The sequence below is a fragment of the Frankia sp. KB5 genome, assembly GCF_002099325.1.
GTDB lineage: Bacteria > Actinomycetota > Actinomycetes > Frankiales > Frankiaceae > Frankia > Frankia casuarinae.
This window is the reverse complement of sequence record NZ_MRUJ01000018.1, coordinates 31,555-48,945: the sequence shown is the minus strand read 5'-3', so window position 1 is coordinate 48,945 and position 17,391 is coordinate 31,555. Positions and strand designations below refer to the sequence as shown.

The window sequence follows — 17,391 nt, the reverse complement described above, 5'->3', positions numbered from 1 at the left end:
GCCACCGGAGTGGGTGGCGTCGCCCGCCCGGCGATGGCACGGTACCGTCCGATTCTGACGAGAAGCGGGCCAGTTCGACCCTGGACACCATTGACTATTCTTCCGCAAGCAGGGCGATACTCTCGGTAGCCGGAAAAGACGGCCGGTCGAGTCGCGGAACCCGCTTGGACGTGGGACGAACCAGGGGCGCCTCGGTCTCGGTAGTGTTCAAGTCCCCGAAGCGTCGAGCCAGAGTGTCGAGCCGAAGTGTCGAGCCGAAGTGTCGAGGAGGAGCGGACAGGTGCAGCTCCAGTCGCGCCATGGCGGCGAGCGGTACCCGCGCGTTCGGGAGACGGGGAGGGCGGGCCGTGTCACATCTGGCTGACGCCGCGCTGCCGCCGGTGGCTCCGTCCGCCCCGGAGCCGCAGACCGGTYCGCCAGGGCCGCCCGGGCCGGAGCACCATCACGCGCTGGACGTGAGCCGGCTGGCCCGTCGCAGCCGGGCCCAGACGAGGGTGCGCTGGGAACTGCTGCGCAATCTCATCCGCAAGGATCTCAAGGTCAAGTACAAGGGGTCGACGCTGGGATTCGCCTGGTCACTGGCGAACCCGATGCTCCTTCTCGTCGTGTATACCTTCGTGTTCCAGATCGTGCTGAAATCAGGAATCCCCCGCTTCGGTATTTACCTGATGTCCGGGCTGCTCGTCTGGAACGCCTTCTCGGGCAGCGTGTCCGCGTCCTGCGGCAGCGTCGTGGYGAACGCGAACCTCGTCAAGAAGGTCCGCTTTCCCCTCGCCGTGCTCCCCCTGTCGGCGGTCGGCTTCGCCGCGGTGCACTTCCTGCTGCAACTGCTGGTCCTGTTCGTGGTGATCCTCGCGCTCGGCTACAGCCTGCTCGGCCCCGAGCTGCTGCTGCTCGTCCCGGCCGGAGCCGTCGCCCTCACCTTCACCGTGGCACTGTCCCTGCTGGTCAGCGCGCTCAACGTGCGTTACCGCGACACCGCCCATCTGCTCGACGTGGCGCTGCTCRCCTGGTTCTGGCTGAATCCCATGGTGTACGCCTTCGGCCTCATCCAGAACAGGTTGGCCGACCTGACCTGGGTGTATCTGCTCAACCCGATGGCCGTCGTGGTCATCACGTTCCAGCGGGCGATCTACGATCCACCCCCGGGTAACTCGACGGGCTCCGCCCCCATCCTGGCGAACCCCGGTTACACGTTCTACCTGGAACATCTCGCCGTCGCCGGGGTGATCTCCCTCGCCCTGCTGTGGCTGGGGCTGCACGTGTTCCGCGCCCTGCAGGCGGACTTCGCCGAGGATCTGTAGTCGGCCCGTGGCGGACCGGCCCTGTCCTCGTCGCCCGCCGAAGGCCCCGGGAGCCAGCACGCCGACCGCGGTGCGATCATGATGGGACGTCCGCAGGCGGCCAGCAAGGAGTAGCAGTAGTGGCCCGATACTCGTCCGCGTACCCGCCGAGCCCCGCCGCCCCGCCCGAGGGCAGGGAGGCCGCCGCGTCACCCGACCCGGCGCGCGAGGCGCCCGTGGTGATCGAGGCCGCCGGAGTGAGCAAGAAATTCGTCTCGTACCACAACCGGGCGACCAGTCTGAAGGAACGGTTCGTCCGTCGGGGCGGCCCCGCCGGGGACGACTTCTGGGCACTGCGCGACATCGACGTGACGATCGGACGAGGCCAGACGGTCGGTCTCGCCGGTGCGAACGGCTCGGGCAAGTCGACGCTGCTCAAGGTGCTCGCCGGGATCCTGCGCCCGACAGACGGACGGGTCTCGGTACACGGTCGGATCGCCTCGCTGCTCGAACTCGGTGCCGGGTTCAACGGCGAGCTCTCCGGCCGGGACAACGTCTACCTCAACGCGTCCCTGCTCGGACTGTCCAAACGGGAGATCGATCAGCTCTTCGACTCCATCGTCGACTTCTCCGAGCTGCGCCACAAGATCGACGATGACGTCAAGCACTACTCGTCGGGCCAGTACGTCCGCCTCGGCTTCGCCGTCGCCGTGCACGTCGACCCGGACGTGCTGCTCGTCGACGAGGTCCTGGCCGTCGGGGACGAGGCGTTCCAGCGCAAGTGCCTGGCCAAGATCGCCGAATTCCGGGCCCAGGGCCGCACGATCCTGTTCGTGACGCACTCCCTCGACCTCATCGAGAACATGTGCGATCGCATCCTGGTCTTGGAGTCCGGGTCGCTGTTCTTCGACGGCCCGCCGGCCGTGGGTACCAAACTGCTGCGGCAGAAGCTGGGCAGCCTGCCCGCGGGGGAACCGGTCTCCTACCAGTACGCCACGGTCAGGCCGGAGTCGGTCACCTTCAGCCACGAGCCGGGCGGGCCGCCCACCGTGCAGTACGGCCCCGGCGAGTCCCTCACCGTCAGCGTCGAGTTCGACGTCACCGAGGGTGCCCCCGAGCACGTGTACCTGCACACCTACATCGTCGGCCAGAACGAGGTGCCGATCTGGATGATGGAGACGCCACTCGGCGGGCTCGCCATCGGGCCAGGCCGCCACATCGTCGACTTCTCGGTACCACGCCTGCCCGAGCTGCTCGGCGCCTTCGCGGTGAAGGTGCACGTCTCGGACGCCGCCACCGGCGTCCCGGTCACCACCCGCCGGTTCGAGGAGCTGTTCGGCGTCGGTGGTGCGCAGGCGGACGGACTGCTCAAGGTCGACTACGATGCGAGGTTGCGCGGATGAGCGAGGAACGCCCGACCCGGCCGGAGGCGGGATCGGCCGTCGAGTCGAAGACCGTCGAGCCGCTGGCGACCATCGTGATCGTCAACTGGAACGGCGCGCATCTCCTCCCGGCCTGCCTGGACGGCATCGCCAAGCAGGAGGCGGATTTCGCCTACCAGACCTGGGTGGTCGACAACGCCTCGTCCGACGGCTCGCGGGAGCTGCTCGCCGAGCGCTACCCCTGGGTACGCGTGGTGCCCGCGGAATGCAACCTCGGTTTCGCCGGCGGCAACAACCTGGCGCTGCGCCAGGTCACGACGCCGTTCGCGGTCCTGGTGAACAACGACGCGATCCCCGAGCCCACCTGGCTCGCGGCGCTGCTGGCGCCGTTCGACGAGCCCGGCGGCCGGCATCTCGGCGCCACCACCGGCAAGGTCGTCTTCCTCCCCCGGTTCCTGCGGATCAGGCTGCACACGCCTACCTTCGTCCCGGGTCCGCACGACTCCCGCGAGCTGGGGGTGCGGGTGTCCTCGGTGACGGTGGACGGGCGCGAGGCGTTGCGCGAGGTGCTCTGGGAGAACCTCACCTATGGTGCCGAGGGACCGAGCGGCTCGCCGTACTTCTGGACCCGAGGGGACGGCGAACTGTGCGTGCCGATCCCCGACGGCGGCCCGGTCACCCTCGGGTTCACCTGGGCGGCGGAATCGCGCAAACAGGTCACCCTGAGCTGGGACGGCCCGACCGGCACGTCGGCCGGAGGGCGAGCGGACCTCGCGGTGGGCCCCGAGTCGACGACGGTGTCGCTGACCGTCGGCGGTGAGGCGCCGCGGGTGGACGTCATCAACAACGTCGGCGRCATCGTCCTGACCGACGGTTACGGTGCCGACCGTGGTTACCAGCAGGTCGACGTCGGCCAGTTCGACCAGCCGGAGGACGTGTTCACCGCCTGCGGGAACGGGATGGCGATCCGTTCGTCGCTCGGCCACGAGCTCGGCTGGTTCGACGACGCGTTCTTCCTCTACTACGAGGACACCGACCTGTCCTGGCGGATCCGGGCCCGCGGGTACGGCATCCGCTACGTCCCGGGGGCGGTGCTGCGTCACATCCACTCGGCGTCGAGCGTCGAATGGTCACCGCTGTTCGTCTTCCACACCGACCGCAACCGGCTGCTGATGCTCACCAAGGACGCGACCGCGCCGATGGCGCTGGCCGCCGTGATCCGCTACCCGCTGACCACCGTCTCGATCGCGGTGCGCACGCTGCGCCAGGCCTGGCGCGCGCGCAGCCAGCCCGCGATCCGACCGACCCTGCTGCGGCTGCGGGTGTATGGCTCCTACCTGCGGCTGCTGCCCGACATGCTGCGGGCCCGGCGCGAGATCGGGCGCAGCGCCGCGCAACGGCGGGCGAGCCTGCAGAGCTGGCTGGTGTCCCGATGAACGATCCCGCGAGAGCCGGCCAACCGGCCGACGGGGTGCGGGCGGCGGTCTACAACCGGTTCTGGCACTCCATGGGCGGCGGGGAACGCCACAACGGCATGATCGCCCAGGTACTGGCCGCCGAGGGCGCCGTGGTCGATCTCCTCGGGCACTCCGAGGTCGACCTCGCGGCGCTCGGCGAGCATCTCGGGCTGGATCTCGCCGACTGCCGGTACGTGCGGTTGCCGGACCGGGGCGAGGAGGCCATCGCCGTCCTCTCCAGACGCTACGACCTGTTCGTAAACGGTTCGTACATGAGCCGGATCATGCCGAAGGCCCGCCACTCGGCGTACCTGTGCTTCTTCCCGACGCCGTTCGACCACGACATGGCGGCCTGGCGCAAGGCCGCGGTCCGCACGGCCGGGCCGCTGCTGCGCGGGGTTCGCCCAGCGGTGAGCTTCGGCCAGGGCTGGTACCCGCCGGAGGGYGGCCGCCGCCGGCAGTGGACCTGGACGAACGGGGCGGGCATCCTCGCCGTCAGCCCGGGCAAGCGGCGCACCCTGCGCGCCGATATCGGCCGGCCCGGCGCGCCCGTCGGTACGGCGTTGCGCCTCCTCGACGCCGACGGCGGCGTGCTGGCCAAGCTGCGGATCGGCACCGACTTCACCCCGTTCGAGGTATCGCTGCCGCCGTCGGCGAACGGTACCGAGCTCACCCTGGTCAGTGACGCGTTCTCGCCAGGCGCGGCGGACGTGCGCGAACTCGGCGTGGCGGTGAGCCGCCCCCGGGTCACCGATGGTGGCGAGGGGCCGATCGCCCGGCTCCCGCTGCGTTTCCCCTGGCTGCTGCGGGACCCGGCCGACCTCGGCTACCTCGACGGCTACGACGTGGTCATGGCCAACTCGCGGTTCACCCGCGGCTGGATCCGCCGGTTGTGGAAGCGCGACGCCGACCTGCTGTTCCCCCCCATCCAGGTGGAACGGTTGCATCCGGCGCCGCGGCGGGAGAAGGCCGTCGTCACCGTCGGCCGGTTCTTCGCCCCCGGCCTCGGCCACGCCAAGCGACAGCTGGAGATGGTGCAGTGGTTCGGCGACCTGTACCGTGCGGGCAACCTGCCCGACTGGACGATGCACGTCGTCGGCGGCTGTGAGGACTCTCAACTGCCCTACCTGGAACAGGTCCGGGCGGCCGGCGCGGGGCTGCCGGTGGAGATCCATCCCAATGCCCCGCGCGCCGAGGTCGAACGGCTGCTCTCGACCAGCTCGGTGTTCTGGTCGGCCACCGGGTACGGCGAGGACGATGACCGGCGTCCCTGGACGGCGGAGCACTTCGGGATGACCACCGTCGAGGCGATGGCCGGGGGCTGCGTTCCCGTCGTCATCGACCGGGCCGGCCAGCGAGAGATCGTCCGGCACGGAATCGACGGCTACCGATGGACCGGCCCGGAGCAGGTTGCCTCCTTCACTCGCCGGCTCGCCGCCGAGGACGGTCTACGCGGTCGGCTCGCCGCCGCGGCGATCGAACGCGCCCAGACCTTCTCCGATGCGGCGTTCGCGCGGCAATGGCGGGAGATCGCCATCCGGCACGGGTTGTACGAGCGGTGAACCGGCGGGGCGTGGCACTCCCGGAAAGGAGGGGATGATTCCGGCATGAGGGTCGTGCTGGACGGCACGCCGTTGCTCGGGCAACGCACCGGGGTCGGCCGCTACACCGAGCATCTGCTGACCGGGCTCGCCCGGCTCGCCACCGAGCCCGGGCGGGAAGCCGGGGCCGGGTGGGAACTCGCGGCGACGGCGTTCACCTGGCGCGGGCTGGACGAGCTGCCGGGCGCGCTGCCGGCCGGGGTGCGAACGGCGGCCCGGCGGGCACCGGCCCGGCTGTTGCAGGATGCCTGGGCCCGCTCGGAGTACCCGCCCGTCGAGTGGCTCACCGGCCCCGCCGACGTCGTGCACGCGACGAACTTCGTCCTTCCACCGCTGCGCCGGGCCCGCGGTGTGCTGACCATCCATGACCTGTCCTACCTGCGTACCCCGGACACGGTGACGGCGGCGTCCGCCCGCTACAGCGATCTGGTCCCCCGCGGCCTGCGCCGGGCGTCCGCCGTGCTGACGCCCAGCCGCGCGGTGGCCGACGAGGTGGTGACGGCCTACCGGCTCGACCCCGCGCTGGTGACCCCGACGCCGCTCGGCGTCGACGACGCCTGGTTCACCACGGCGAAGCCGAGCCTCGCCTGGCGCAGGGCCCGTGGCCTGCCCGAGCGGTACCTGCTGTTCGTCGGTTCGGTGGAGCCCCGCAAGAACCTCCCGGCGCTGCTGGAGGCGGTCCGCCGGCTGCACGCGGCGAAAATCGACGCTCCGCCGTTGGTGCTCGTCGGGCCTCCGGGGTGGGGACCGGCACTGGACCTGGCGAACCTGCCGTCCGACGCCGTCGTCGTCGCCGGTTATCTCGACAGCGAGGCACTGCGGATGACCGTCGCCGGAGCGAGCGTGCTGTGCTTCCCGTCCCGGTACGAGGGCTTCGGGCTACCCCCCCTGGAGGCGCTCGCCGCCGGGACTCCGGTGGTCGCCGCCGACATCCCGACCGTGCGGGAGGTCACCGCCGCTCTCGTCGACGTCGCCGCCCCCGCCTGCCGGTCCCCTGAGCAGACCCCTGGCCAGGCCCCCGGGCTGACCATCACCCGCTCCACCAGTCCGGTGCGGCTCGTTCGGCAGACCGACCGCGACTCGTTCGCCGACGACCTCGCCGAAGCGATCCTGGAGCTGCTCGACTCCCCCGGCGACACCGACGCCGGCCGGGCGCACGCCCGCACGTTCACCTGGCGGCGCACCGCGCAGCTCACCGCGGCCGTCTACCGCCGGGTCAGCGAGCTTCCATAACGCGACGACGAGCAGGACACCGCCGAGAACGGCCCATCCCGCCAGGCACGACAGCCCGAGGTCGGGCGGGCCCGGGGCCGTCTGGTCCCAGGCGGTCCGCAGCCGGTCCAGGTTCGCCAGCGGGGCGAGCGCGGGCCGCTTGAATGCCAGGTCACGGATGAGCATGACCACGGTGAGCGCCGCCAGCGCGGCGACGACCGCGACCGTCGGCAGGCCGCGACGGCCCAGCGGCAGCGATCCGCAGCAGGCCGCGACGACAAGGGCGAGGATCGGCAGTATCGGCAGCAGGTACCGGGTGAACGGCGCGCCTCCGACGGCGACGTAGCCCACCAGGGTGGCGACGACGAGCAGGCAGTGCAGGGTGAGCAGAAGGCCGATGACGACGCTGCCGGCCAGCCGACCTCCCGGTGGATCCGCCTCGGGATGCCCGTCGTCCGCCCCGTCGTCCGCCGGCCGGGTATCGGTGGTATCCGCGATCCGAGTGCCCGGCCGCGCAACGGTCCGCAGCCGGGCGCCCAGGACCCGAATCCCCGCCGCGACCAGACCCGCACCGGTCACGACCGCGACCCCGACGGCGATCGTCCGGGCGTGACCGGTCAGCAGGACGGAACGTCCGAAGAACCCGCGGTAGATGTGCCACCAGAAGTCGCTGTCGCGTGACACCTGCCAGGCCGACGTCCGCCCATCGCGGATCGGGAACATCTCGGCGACCCGGCCCGAGGCGGTGGGATCGCCGTACCGGCGCACGTTACGCAGGTAGAACCAGCCGGTCGCGGCGAAGGTCAGCGCGACGAGCACGACCGCGGCCGTCAGGCCACGCCCGGCTCGCCGCAGCGCGCCACCGGACGTCCACATCGAGACGGCGACAGCGAGAGCCGGGACGACCACCGCGACGGCCAGCGCGCCGCTGGCCCGGCTCGCCGCCGCCGCCGGGCCGAGCACCGCCAGTGCCGCCAAGGTCCGCGGCCCCGGTCCCCGGCGGATGATCGCAACGGTCACCGCGAGCAGGCCGGTGATGGTCGCCACCGCCAGGGTGTCGTTGTAGACCTGGCCGGAGATGAGGACGAACATGCCGACCACGCCGACAATCGCCGCCGCGCCGACCGCGACACCGGGCCGCCCCGGCAGCACACCGCGGACCAGCGCCGCAGTCGCGATCACCGCGGTAATCCCAAACGCCACGTTGAGAAGGCGGGCGGCCCGGAAACCGGCCAGCGGATGATCCAGCGCGACGCCCGTCCGGAGCGGGACGGCCTCGACCGCGTAGAACAGTGGTGGATGGTTCGCGGTGTAGGTGAGGTCGACGTTCGCCAGTGGTCGGCCGAGGCGCACCCCACAGAGCCGATCGACGTGGGAGGCCACCGCGGCCCGCGCCTGCGGCGGCGGCACCACGCAGTCGGCGGGCAGTCCCGGCATGCTCGGGATGCGGGAGTGCACGGGCGAGTCGAGCACGGGCAACGAGCCGTCGGCGACGTCGAACGCGTAGGCGGTGTGCTGTGCCTCGTCGGCCGAGGTGAAGGGAGGCACGACCGCGGCGACGAGCACGCCGAGCGCGGAGAAAACCATGCCGGCCGCGACCACCCCGATCACAAGCCAGCGCCGCCCCGGATCCGCCACCCGCCAAGCCTCCGGCGCCGCACCGGTCCCAGGCACCCGCATGGAGGTCTCGACCRCCTGCCACGCATCCCCGCCAGGCACGTCGGCAACCCTCTCCGCCTCGGCCGGGTAGTGTCGCCCCGACTACCACGCCGCAACGCCGGTCAGCCCATCGAACATCAGCGACGATCGTTTGGCGGATACGACGGTATCGTCCGCTTGGCGTCAGCTGTCCGGCGGGCTGTTATCCGGCGGTCGGCGCTGTCCGGCGGTCCGGCTTTGGAGCGCGGCAACTAAGCCGGCCGCGCCCAGGACCGCGGCCGATCCGATCGGCCCGATGACCGCGGCGAGGTAGCGGTAGTCGAATCCGGAGGTCAGCGCGGACAGCACGAGGGTCGACAGGCCGGCCCCGGCGGCCAGCCAGAACAGCCGCCCGAGCCCCGGCCACGCCGCCGTCACCCCACTCCTGCGTACCCGGCGAACGGCCTCGAGCAGTACTGCCGCGAGACCCGCCAGCAGACCCAGGCCGACAAGCGGCATCGGAGCGTAGGCCAGGCGAGAGTAGCCGGCCAGCCAGCCCGCCGTGGGGTTGTGCACCTCGGTCGCGACGAAATAGCCGTCGTCGGCATGCGGATCGTCCGGGGTCAGCACGTTGGTCACGCCGGACGGCAGTTCCCAGGTGTCCGCCCGCGAGGTCTTCGTCGTCTCATGCCGGACCGGGGAGAGATAGCCGACGAGGTACCGGGCCGACGTCGTCACCAGCATCCACGGCTGGTGACGCACGACCTCGTCCGCGAACTCGGCCGCGAGGTCCTCCCGCCCCGGTGGGATGTGCCGGTGCCCCTGACGCAGAGGGGAGCCGGCCGGCCACAGGTAGCGAACCGGCGAACCACGCTCGTCGACCGGCCGTGGGTCGCACAGGGTGCGCAGGTCCGCTCGTGACAGCGCGGAACAATCCGCGAACGGCGCCACCCGCCCGTACAGGAAGAACCCGGAGTGCGCGGAGACGGCGAAGCCCCCTCCCGCCGAGGCGCTCCACCCGGAGTAGGCCAGGATCGGCGCGGCGGCGGCCAGCACGAAGGCGAGGACGGGTCGGGCCGCCCGAGGAGCGGCAACCGACCCGGCCCGGGAAGTCGCGCGCCGCCGGTCGGCCACCACGGTGCCGAGCAGGACGACCAGGCCGACCGCCAGCGGGCCGTAGCCCACTGTCCGCACGCACAGGCCTGCGCCGAGCAGCAGGCCGGCGGCGGCGCAGGCAACGGGCCGAGGGCGTCCCGGTAACGCGAGCAACGCCACGCCGACCGAGACGAGCACCCCGAACAGGCTGTCGGCGAGGACGAACTGGCCGAGGTCCAGCACCCACGGGGAGAGCAGCGCGGGGGTGGCGGCGAGGGCGGCGAGCCACGGCCGGCGGACGACCCGCAGCGCCACCGCATAGAGCGCCACCGCCGCGCCCAGCGTGAGCAGGTGCTGGACGACGACGACCCGCGTCAGGTGGGCCTGGCCGTCGAGGATCCGCAGGAACATCGGGTAGCCCGACGGCCGCCAGTCGCCCGGCCAAATGTCCCGCCACGCCTGGTCGAGGTAGGCCGCCGAATCCCCGAGGTACATCAGCGCGGGCGGGTAGGTGACGATCACCAGGACCCGAGCGGCGATCCCGGCGGCGACCAGCAGCAGAAAGACCGCGTGCCGACGGGGCGTCCCGCGCAGACGCCGACGCGCGGTCGAAATCGCGGCTACTTGAGGACCTCCGCGGTCTCATCCGCCTTCGCCGAGCCCGGCGCCGCGGGCCGCGGGCCGCCGACGGTGTTTCCCAGGCGGATCTCGGGCAGCAACCAGGCCAGCGCGAAGGCGCACAGACCGATCGGCACCGCCACCAGGAAGACGGTCTGCATCGCGTCCGAGAACGCCTGGACGAATCCGTCCCGGATCGTCGGGGGCAGCCTGTGGAGCACCTGGGGGCTGAGGTTGGAACCGGAGGCGGACAGACCGGATGGCAACGGGATGCCCGCAAACCGCTCGGCGAGGTTACCCCTGAGCTGGTTCGCGAAGATCGCGCCGAACACGGCGGTACCGAACGACCCGCCGATGGACCGGAAGAAGGTCGCACCCGAGGTGGCCACGCCCATCTGCCGGTAGTCGACGGCATTCTGCACGGCCATGACCAGGACCTGCAGGACCGCGCCGATCCCGACCCCGAGGACGAACATGGACAACGTGAGCTGCAGCGTGGAGATGTCGGGACTGATGAACGACAGCAGGAACAGGCCGATCGACATCATCGCGGTACCGACGACCGGGAAGATCTTGTAACGGCCCCACCGGCTGATGAGCCGGCCGGAGATGATCGAGCTGAGCAGCAGCCCACCCATCACCGGCAGCATCTGCAGGCCGGAGTCCGTCGGGTCGACTCCCTTCACCACCTGGAGGAACAGCGGCAGGAAGACGATCGCGCCGAACATCGCGAAGCCGACGACGAAGCCGACCGCGCCGGCCACCGAGAACACCCGGACCCGGAACAGCGTCAGCGGCAGCACGGGTTCGACCGCCACTCGTTCGACGAACACGAACCCGACGAGGAGCACGACTCCCGCGACGCCCATCCCGATGATCTCCGGTGATCCCCAGGCGTAGGTGGTGCCGCCCAGGCTGGTCAGCAACACGAGGCTGGTCGTTGCCATGGCCAGGAGCACGGTGCCGAGGTAGTCGATGACGTGCCTGATGCGGTTCCTCGTCGCCGGGAGCRCCAACGCCGTCACCACCAGGGCGACCGCGYCCACCGGCAGGTTCACGTAGAAGACCCAGCGCCAGGAGAGATGGTCGACGAACAGGCCGCCGAGCAGCGGACCGACCACCGACGACACACCGAACGTCGCGCCGAACAGCCCCTGGTAACGGCCTCGATCGCGCGGCGGAACGAGATCACTAATGATCGTCATCGCACTGATGATCAACCCGCCGCCGCCGAGCCCTTGGATGGCACGGAAGGCGATCAGCTGCCCCATCGACGTACTGGCACCGGCGATCATCGAGCCCACCAGGAAGATGACGATCGCCACCTGGAACAGGATCTTGCGGCCGTACAGATCACCGAGCTTGCCCCAGACCGGTGTGGACACCGTGGAGGCCAGCAGGTAGGCAGTCACCACCCAGGAGAGATGGGTGGCGCCGCCGAGATCCCCGACGATCGTCGGCAGTGCCGTCGACACGATCGTCTGATCCAGCGARGCCAGCAGGATTCCGAGGAGCAGCGCTCCCATGATCAGCCAGAGYCGGCGCTGGTCGGAGACCGGCGAGGGGATCACGGCGCCGCCGCGGGGCGCCGGAGACGTGCCGGCGCCGGTTCTGGCGGACTCGACGGAGTCCACGGAGTCCACGGAGTCCACGGGCTCGGCGGACTCCGCTGATCGAGCCTGCGTCATGACCGGCTCCCTTCATGGTCGTCGCTGACGTCGACGTGCTCGGTCGATCTCATTCGGGTCGCTGTCCTCGTTGTTCTCGTTCCCGGTGCTCCCGGTGCTCCCGGTGCTCCCGGTGGGACGACATGATCGGCGCGTTCGGGGTGCCCACCACGTCGAATCCGTCCGACCCGCCGGACTCGGGTGGGGCGCCGGACCCGCCCAAGGTGCCCAAGGTGCCGGAGGGGCCGGAGGGGCCGGAGGGGCCGGGCGGAGCCAGGCCGCGGGCCAGGATGTCGAAGGCGCGGCCGAGAGTGTCGGGCAACGAAGCGTCATCCGGGGACTCCTGCCACCGCACGGTCAGGGTCCGCACGACGGCCAACGTCGTCGCGACCAGCACGACGGGGTAGGGGTCACGATCGGGATCGAGCCCGCAACGCCGGCCGATCGCCTCGGCGAGAGCACGTTCGTAGGAACTCCAACTGGCCGCGTAGGCCATGGTCAGATGAGGATGGGCACGGATGATCGCAAGCCGGACGCGCCACAGCTCGACCTGATCGGGTGCGACGAGGGCGGCCCGGTCCARCATGACCGCCCGCAACGCCGCCAGCGGCTCCTCCTCGGGAGGACGCTCCGCCAGCGCCGTGCTGATCTCGGTGATGTCCTCGGGATCGATGCCGGCGATCGCGTCGTCCTTCGTCGGGAAGTAGTTGAAGAACGTCCGGGTGGAAACCTCGGCCGCGGCGGCGATCTCGTCGACCGAAACGTTCTCCAGACCACGCTCCGCGACAAGCCGGATGGCCGCGGCCCGCAGGGCCCGGCGGGTCTGCCGCTTCTTGCGCTCCCGCAGCCCCGGCCCGGACGACCTCCCGGGCTCGCCAGCCCGACCCGGGACGGTCGCCGCAGGTGCCGCCGTCGGATCCTTCCCCGTCACCGCTTCCCCGATCTCGATCCRCTCCCTCGATATCCTCTTTCTCGATAACTTTGCAGCACGCGCACTTATTCTCATCGTGCAAAATTCTACTGTGACAGTCAACACGATCGGCGCCCACCGGGAACCGTCGCCGAAGGGCCAGGTAGATCGGGCCAGGTAGATCGGGAAGACGGGGCCGGGCGGGGACCGGACATCAGGCGAGAGTCAGGCGCGCCCCCGCCCACGGCCGGGGTGCGGTGGGTCGACGCTGGCCGGTCGCGCAACGATCGACAGAAAGATCGGTACCCGGCAGAACGATCAGCCGCGCAGCGCGTCGCCCGCCGCGGCGAAGGCCGCGGACAGCGCGGCGTCCCAGGCCCGCGGAGGAGTGAGTCCCGCGTCCACCCATGACCGCCCGGAGAGCACCGCGTAGGCCGGGCGCCGGRCCGGACGGGGAAATGCCTCCGTCGTCGTCGGCGTCACCTTGGCCGGGTCCTGGCCCAGAGCGGCGACAATCTCGCGGGCGAAGCCGAACCACGTGGTCTCGCCGGCGTTCGTGCAGTGGTAGACGCCGGTCGGTGCCGTCGAGGAAGCGAGTTCGAGCAGCCCCGACGCGAGATCGGCCGACCAGGTCGGCGAGCCCACCTGATCGTCCACAACGGACAGCGTGTCCCGCTCACGGGCCAGGCGYGAGATCGTCTTCACGAAGTTGCTGCCGGTCCGGCCATAGACCCATGCGGTGCGCACCACATACGAGGCATCGGGCAGCAGGGCTCGGACAGCCTCCTCCCCGGCCAGTTTCGTCCGGCCGTACGCCGAGACGGGACCGGTAGGATCGTTGACCTCGTAGGGCTTGGCGGCCCGCCCGTCGAAGACGTAGTCAGTCGAAATATGGATCAGGGTCGCGCCGACCTCGGCGCAGGCCGCGGCGAGGTGCGCCGGCCCCGTGGCGTTGACCGCATAGGCGCCGGCCTCGTCCGACTCCGCCGCGTCGACGTTTGTCCAGGCCGCCGTGTTGAAGACGACCAGCCCACCCTGGATCTTCGCAGGACGCGCCTGGTCGCGCAGGACGGCGCGCACCCGGGCCGGATCGGTGATGTCGAATTCCGCCCGAGTCAGACCGGCCCAGCCGGACACCGGGGAGCCCGGTTCCGCGGCTCGGGCCTCGAGCAGCCGGCAGAGGTCGGCCCCGAGCTGACCGGCGGCACCGGTCACGAGAAAACGCACCTTCCGAGTGTCGCAGACACCGTGACCCGCCCGGTTCAGGATCCGCCCAGGATCAGCCCGTGTCGAGAAGAGTGCGACAGACAGGCAACGGTTACCCCACGCCGAGCTCGTCCAACCTCTCACATCGGTCGTCTACGCTGGCGTCAACCATGGATGCCCCAGAGCCGTCGATCATCGACTGCATCTACACCACCGGTTCCACGCCCGATCCCGCGGCGGAGACCAGGCCGGCAGGGACGAGGCCGGCAGGGACGAGGCCAGCCGCCGAGGCGGTGTCGATGCCCGGTCCGCGGCGCGTGCCGGTGTTATTGCTCCTCATCACGGCGGTTCACCTMGGCCTGCTGCTCAGCTACGCGTTCGTGTATCCGACCTGGACGGGATACGACGAGGCTCAGCACGTGGACATGGTCTACGGCCTGCAGCACGGAGTCGGCTGGCCCGCACCAGGCAAAAAGATCATCTCGACGGGTGTAGCCGCGACCTCTGACGACTTCGACCGCGGCCGCTTCCAGGACATGTTCCAGGCCGGTGGGAAACGGCGGGGCTCCCCGTCCTTCGCCGAGATCGATCCGACGCCACGCGGCCAGCGCCAGTCGTTCGACGCCCTCGGCRGGGTTGCCCCCGTCGGCGACGGCCGTCTCTCCAACCAGATGGTGCAGCATCCACCGTTGATCTACGTGGTCGGCGCCAGGCTGCTCGACGCCCTGCCGGGCTCCAAGCACTGGGCCTATGACCAGCAGGTCTTCGTCCTGCGTCTGTTGAACATCCTGGTGGTCGCGCCGCTGCCCCTGCTGGCATGGCTGGYGGCACGCCGCTTCGGACTGGATCAACCATCGGCCCTCGCCGCGGCGACCCTGCCACTCGCCGTGCCCGGGTTCACCAGGGTCGGTGCCACCTTCAACAATGACGGCCTCCTGATGCTCGCCACCGGCGGGCTGACCGTCACTCTCGTGGGTGTGCTGCGCGGCGACATGCGTCGCCGCACCGCCGCCCGGGCCGGGATCTGGTTGGGAATCGCCCTGCTGACCAAGGCGTTCGCGCTGGCCCTGCCGGCCATGATCGTCGCCGCCTATCTGGTCGGCTGGTGGCGCCTGCGGCGTGCGGGGCGGCAGGCACCGGAACGGTCCGCGTATCCGGCCGGCCGGCTTTTCGCGTCGCGTCGCGCGATCGGCTCCCTGCCATGGACGCCGGCCACGCTGGCGGTCGGCCTCGGGCTCGCCCTGGGAGGTTGGTGGTGGATCAGGAACTACGTCCTGTACGACTCCGTCCAGCCGAACGGGTGGGCGACGAACCCGCCGCGGCGGGAACCACTGCTGCTTCCGGACTCCTTCCTCACCTGGTTCTGGTACTTCTTCCGGACTATGATCAGCCGCTTCTGGGGCGGGCTTGGCCTGTTCGAGCCGCCCCAGCTCTCCCCGGTCGCCATCGTCGTGGCGACCGGGGCGGTTGTCGGACTGTGCGCGRCCGCGCTGGCCGCCGGACCCCGCCGCGCCGCGCGGCCGGACCGGCTGGCGAGTACCGCCGGGCCGGCGGTACTGCTGCTCCCGGTCGCCTTCGCCTATCTGATGGTCGGGCAGCGCAGCTGGGCGGAGTACCAGCAGTACACCCGCGGCATCGCCGTCCAGGGCCGGTATCTCTACCTGGGGCTGGTCGGTCTGGGGGTGGTGTTCGCTCTGGGCCTGCGCGCGGCGCTGCGCGGCCGGGAGCGACTGGCACCCGCCGTCACGCTGGTCGGCGCGCTGCTGATGCAGGGTCTGGGGCTGCTGGCGGTCTGTTCGTACTACTGGTTGCCGCGCCAGGTGTCCTTCACCCCGACCCGCGTTCCCGAGATCGTCGCGGGGGCCGGCCGCTGGGCGCCGTTCCCGATCGGCGTCACGATCACGGTCTTCGCGCTGTCGGCGGTGCTCGTCGTTCTCTGCCTCGCCGTCGCGGTGCGGGCGGGCGGAGCCAGGGGCACGCGGGAGGCCGCGATCACGGGTCCGGGATCGGGTCCGGGATCGGGATCGGGATCGGGCGGTCACCGGCCGACGCCCGCCCCACGAAGTCCGTCACGGATGCGCAAGGGACATCCGCTCCGGGCAGGCCTCAGGTCCCCGTCGTAGCCACCGAGACGCGGGAGTGGTCGCCCAGCATGAGCCGATGCGCCCTGGGCAGGGCCGCGGAGGGGACGACCTCGACATCCCGGCCGATCAGCGAGTCCTCGATCCGCCCGATCCCACGGATCGTCGCCCGCTCCAGCACAATCGAGTACTCGATCTCGGTCCGTTCGATGACGCAGGAGTGAAAGATCGAGGTGAACGGGCCGACATAGGTATCGACGAGGGTGGTGTCCCGGCCGATGATGGCCGGCCCGCGCACGGTGGACCGGACCAGCGAGGCGCCCTCCTCGATCACCACACGGCCAACGATCGTGCTGTGCTCGTCAACGCTGCCACGGATCGCCGGCTCGATCGACTCGAGGAGATGGCGGTTCGTCTCGAGCATGTCGTCGAGTCGGCCGGTGTCCTTCCAGTAACCCTCGACCAGGTGGGAGGCGACCTCGTATCCGCCGTCGACGAGCCACTGGATCGCCTCGGTGATCTCCAGCTCGCCGCGGGCCGACGGTTTGATCGCCCCCACGGCGTCGTGGATGGGGGTGCCGAACATGTAGACGCCGACGAGCGCCAGGTCACTCGGCGGAACGAGCGGCTTCTCGACCAGTCGAATGATCTGCCGATCCGCACCGAGCTCGGCGACACCGAAGGCGGAGGGGTTGTCGACCCTGGTCAGCAGGATCAGGGCGTCCGGAGTGGTCCGTCGGAATTCCTCGACCAGGCTGGAGATCCCACCGATAATCAGGTTGTCGCCGAGGTACATGACGAACGGTTCATCGACGAGGAAGTCGCGGGCGATGAGCACGGCATGTGCCAGTCCGAGCGGCGCGTCCTGGCGGATGTAGGTGACCTGGATCCCGAATGCCGAGCCGTCACCTACCGCCGCCTGGATCTCGCCGGCCGTCTCCCCCACGATGATCCCGACATCGGTGATACCGGCGTCACGGATGGCCTCCAGGCCGTAGAAAAGCACCGGCTTGTTCGCCACTGGAACAAGCTGTTTGGCCGAGGTGTGGGTGATCGGCCGCAGACGGGTTCCCGAACCACCAGCAAGGACGAGGGCCTTCATGATCCGAAACCCTATCGTGCCGCTTTGAGCTGACAGAAAGTAACCGCCGATGTGATTCCTATCACATGACGGCTCGATCCATCTTTGCCCGCCCGTCACCGTGAACACCCACATGTGCAACGGGYATTTCCAGGCGCAC

The 17,391-nt window shown here is 70.5% G+C and carries 11 protein-coding genes; 6 read left to right on the top strand and 5 right to left on the bottom strand.

The genetic code is table 11. The annotated features are described in order from the left end of the window. Positions 1-347 precede the first annotated feature (347 nt). The 5 genes from KBI5_RS01805 to KBI5_RS01785 all read left to right on the top strand — a co-directional run bounded on the left by KBI5_RS01805 (position 348) and on the right by KBI5_RS01785 (position 6,956). The gene (locus KBI5_RS01805) at positions 348-1,304 is read left to right on the top strand and encodes an ABC transporter permease (RefSeq protein ID WP_085014128.1); all 957 of its coding nucleotides are present in this window, start codon (positions 348-350) and stop codon (positions 1,302-1,304) included. Positions 1,305-1,423: 119 nt separating this feature from the next. After that, entirely contained in the window at positions 1,424-2,686 is a 1,263-nt protein-coding gene (locus KBI5_RS01800) for an ABC transporter ATP-binding protein (RefSeq protein ID WP_011435176.1), read from the top strand. Further along, complete coding sequence (locus KBI5_RS01795; protein ID WP_085014127.1) at positions 2,683-4,101, top strand: glycosyltransferase family 2 protein; 1,419 nt, start codon at positions 2,683-2,685, stop codon at positions 4,099-4,101. Before KBI5_RS01800 ends, KBI5_RS01795 begins: the two co-directional genes overlap by 4 nt. Then, entirely contained in the window at positions 4,098-5,684 is a 1,587-nt protein-coding gene (locus KBI5_RS01790; RefSeq protein ID WP_085014126.1) for a glycosyltransferase, read from the top strand. Before KBI5_RS01795 ends, KBI5_RS01790 begins: the two co-directional genes overlap by 4 nt. Before the next feature lie 45 nt (positions 5,685-5,729). Beyond that, complete coding sequence (locus tag KBI5_RS01785; RefSeq protein ID WP_011435173.1) at positions 5,730-6,956, top strand: glycosyltransferase family 1 protein; 1,227 nt, start codon at positions 5,730-5,732, stop codon at positions 6,954-6,956. A gap of 1,821 nt (positions 6,957-8,777) precedes the next feature. Here KBI5_RS01785 and KBI5_RS01780 read toward each other — a convergent pair. The 4 genes from KBI5_RS01780 to rfbD all read right to left on the bottom strand — a co-directional run bounded on the left by KBI5_RS01780 (position 8,778) and on the right by rfbD (position 14,078). Next, on the bottom strand, positions 8,778-10,190 hold the full coding sequence (locus KBI5_RS01780) for a hypothetical protein (RefSeq protein WP_011435171.1): 1,413 nt from the start codon (positions 10,188-10,190) through the stop codon (positions 8,778-8,780). A 98-nt stretch (positions 10,191-10,288) separates the two neighbouring features. Next, complete coding sequence (locus KBI5_RS01775; RefSeq protein WP_085014125.1) at positions 10,289-11,974, bottom strand: MDR family MFS transporter; 1,686 nt, start codon at positions 11,972-11,974, stop codon at positions 10,289-10,291. Positions 11,975-12,023: 49 nt separating this feature from the next. Beyond that, positions 12,024-12,884, bottom strand: a complete 861-nt coding sequence (locus tag KBI5_RS01770; RefSeq protein ID WP_085014124.1) for a TetR family transcriptional regulator — start codon at positions 12,882-12,884, stop codon at positions 12,024-12,026. Positions 12,885-13,181: 297 nt separating this feature from the next. After that, entirely contained in the window at positions 13,182-14,078 is an 897-nt protein-coding gene (gene rfbD, locus KBI5_RS01765) for a dTDP-4-dehydrorhamnose reductase (protein ID WP_085014166.1), read from the bottom strand. A gap of 290 nt (positions 14,079-14,368) precedes the next feature. Here rfbD and KBI5_RS01760 point away from each other — a divergent pair, with 290 nt between their 5' ends. Then, a complete protein-coding gene (locus KBI5_RS01760; RefSeq protein WP_085014165.1) occupies positions 14,369-16,192 on the top strand; it encodes a phospholipid carrier-dependent glycosyltransferase in 1,824 nt (607 codons plus the stop codon). On the opposite strand, the gene KBI5_RS01755 is transcribed toward KBI5_RS01760, so the two are convergent. Continuing rightward, a complete protein-coding gene (locus KBI5_RS01755; RefSeq protein WP_011435166.1) occupies positions 16,176-17,252 on the bottom strand; it encodes a glucose-1-phosphate thymidylyltransferase in 1,077 nt (358 codons plus the stop codon). The two genes, KBI5_RS01760 and KBI5_RS01755, sit on opposite strands and share 17 nt — an antisense overlap. Positions 17,253-17,391 lie beyond the last annotated feature (139 nt).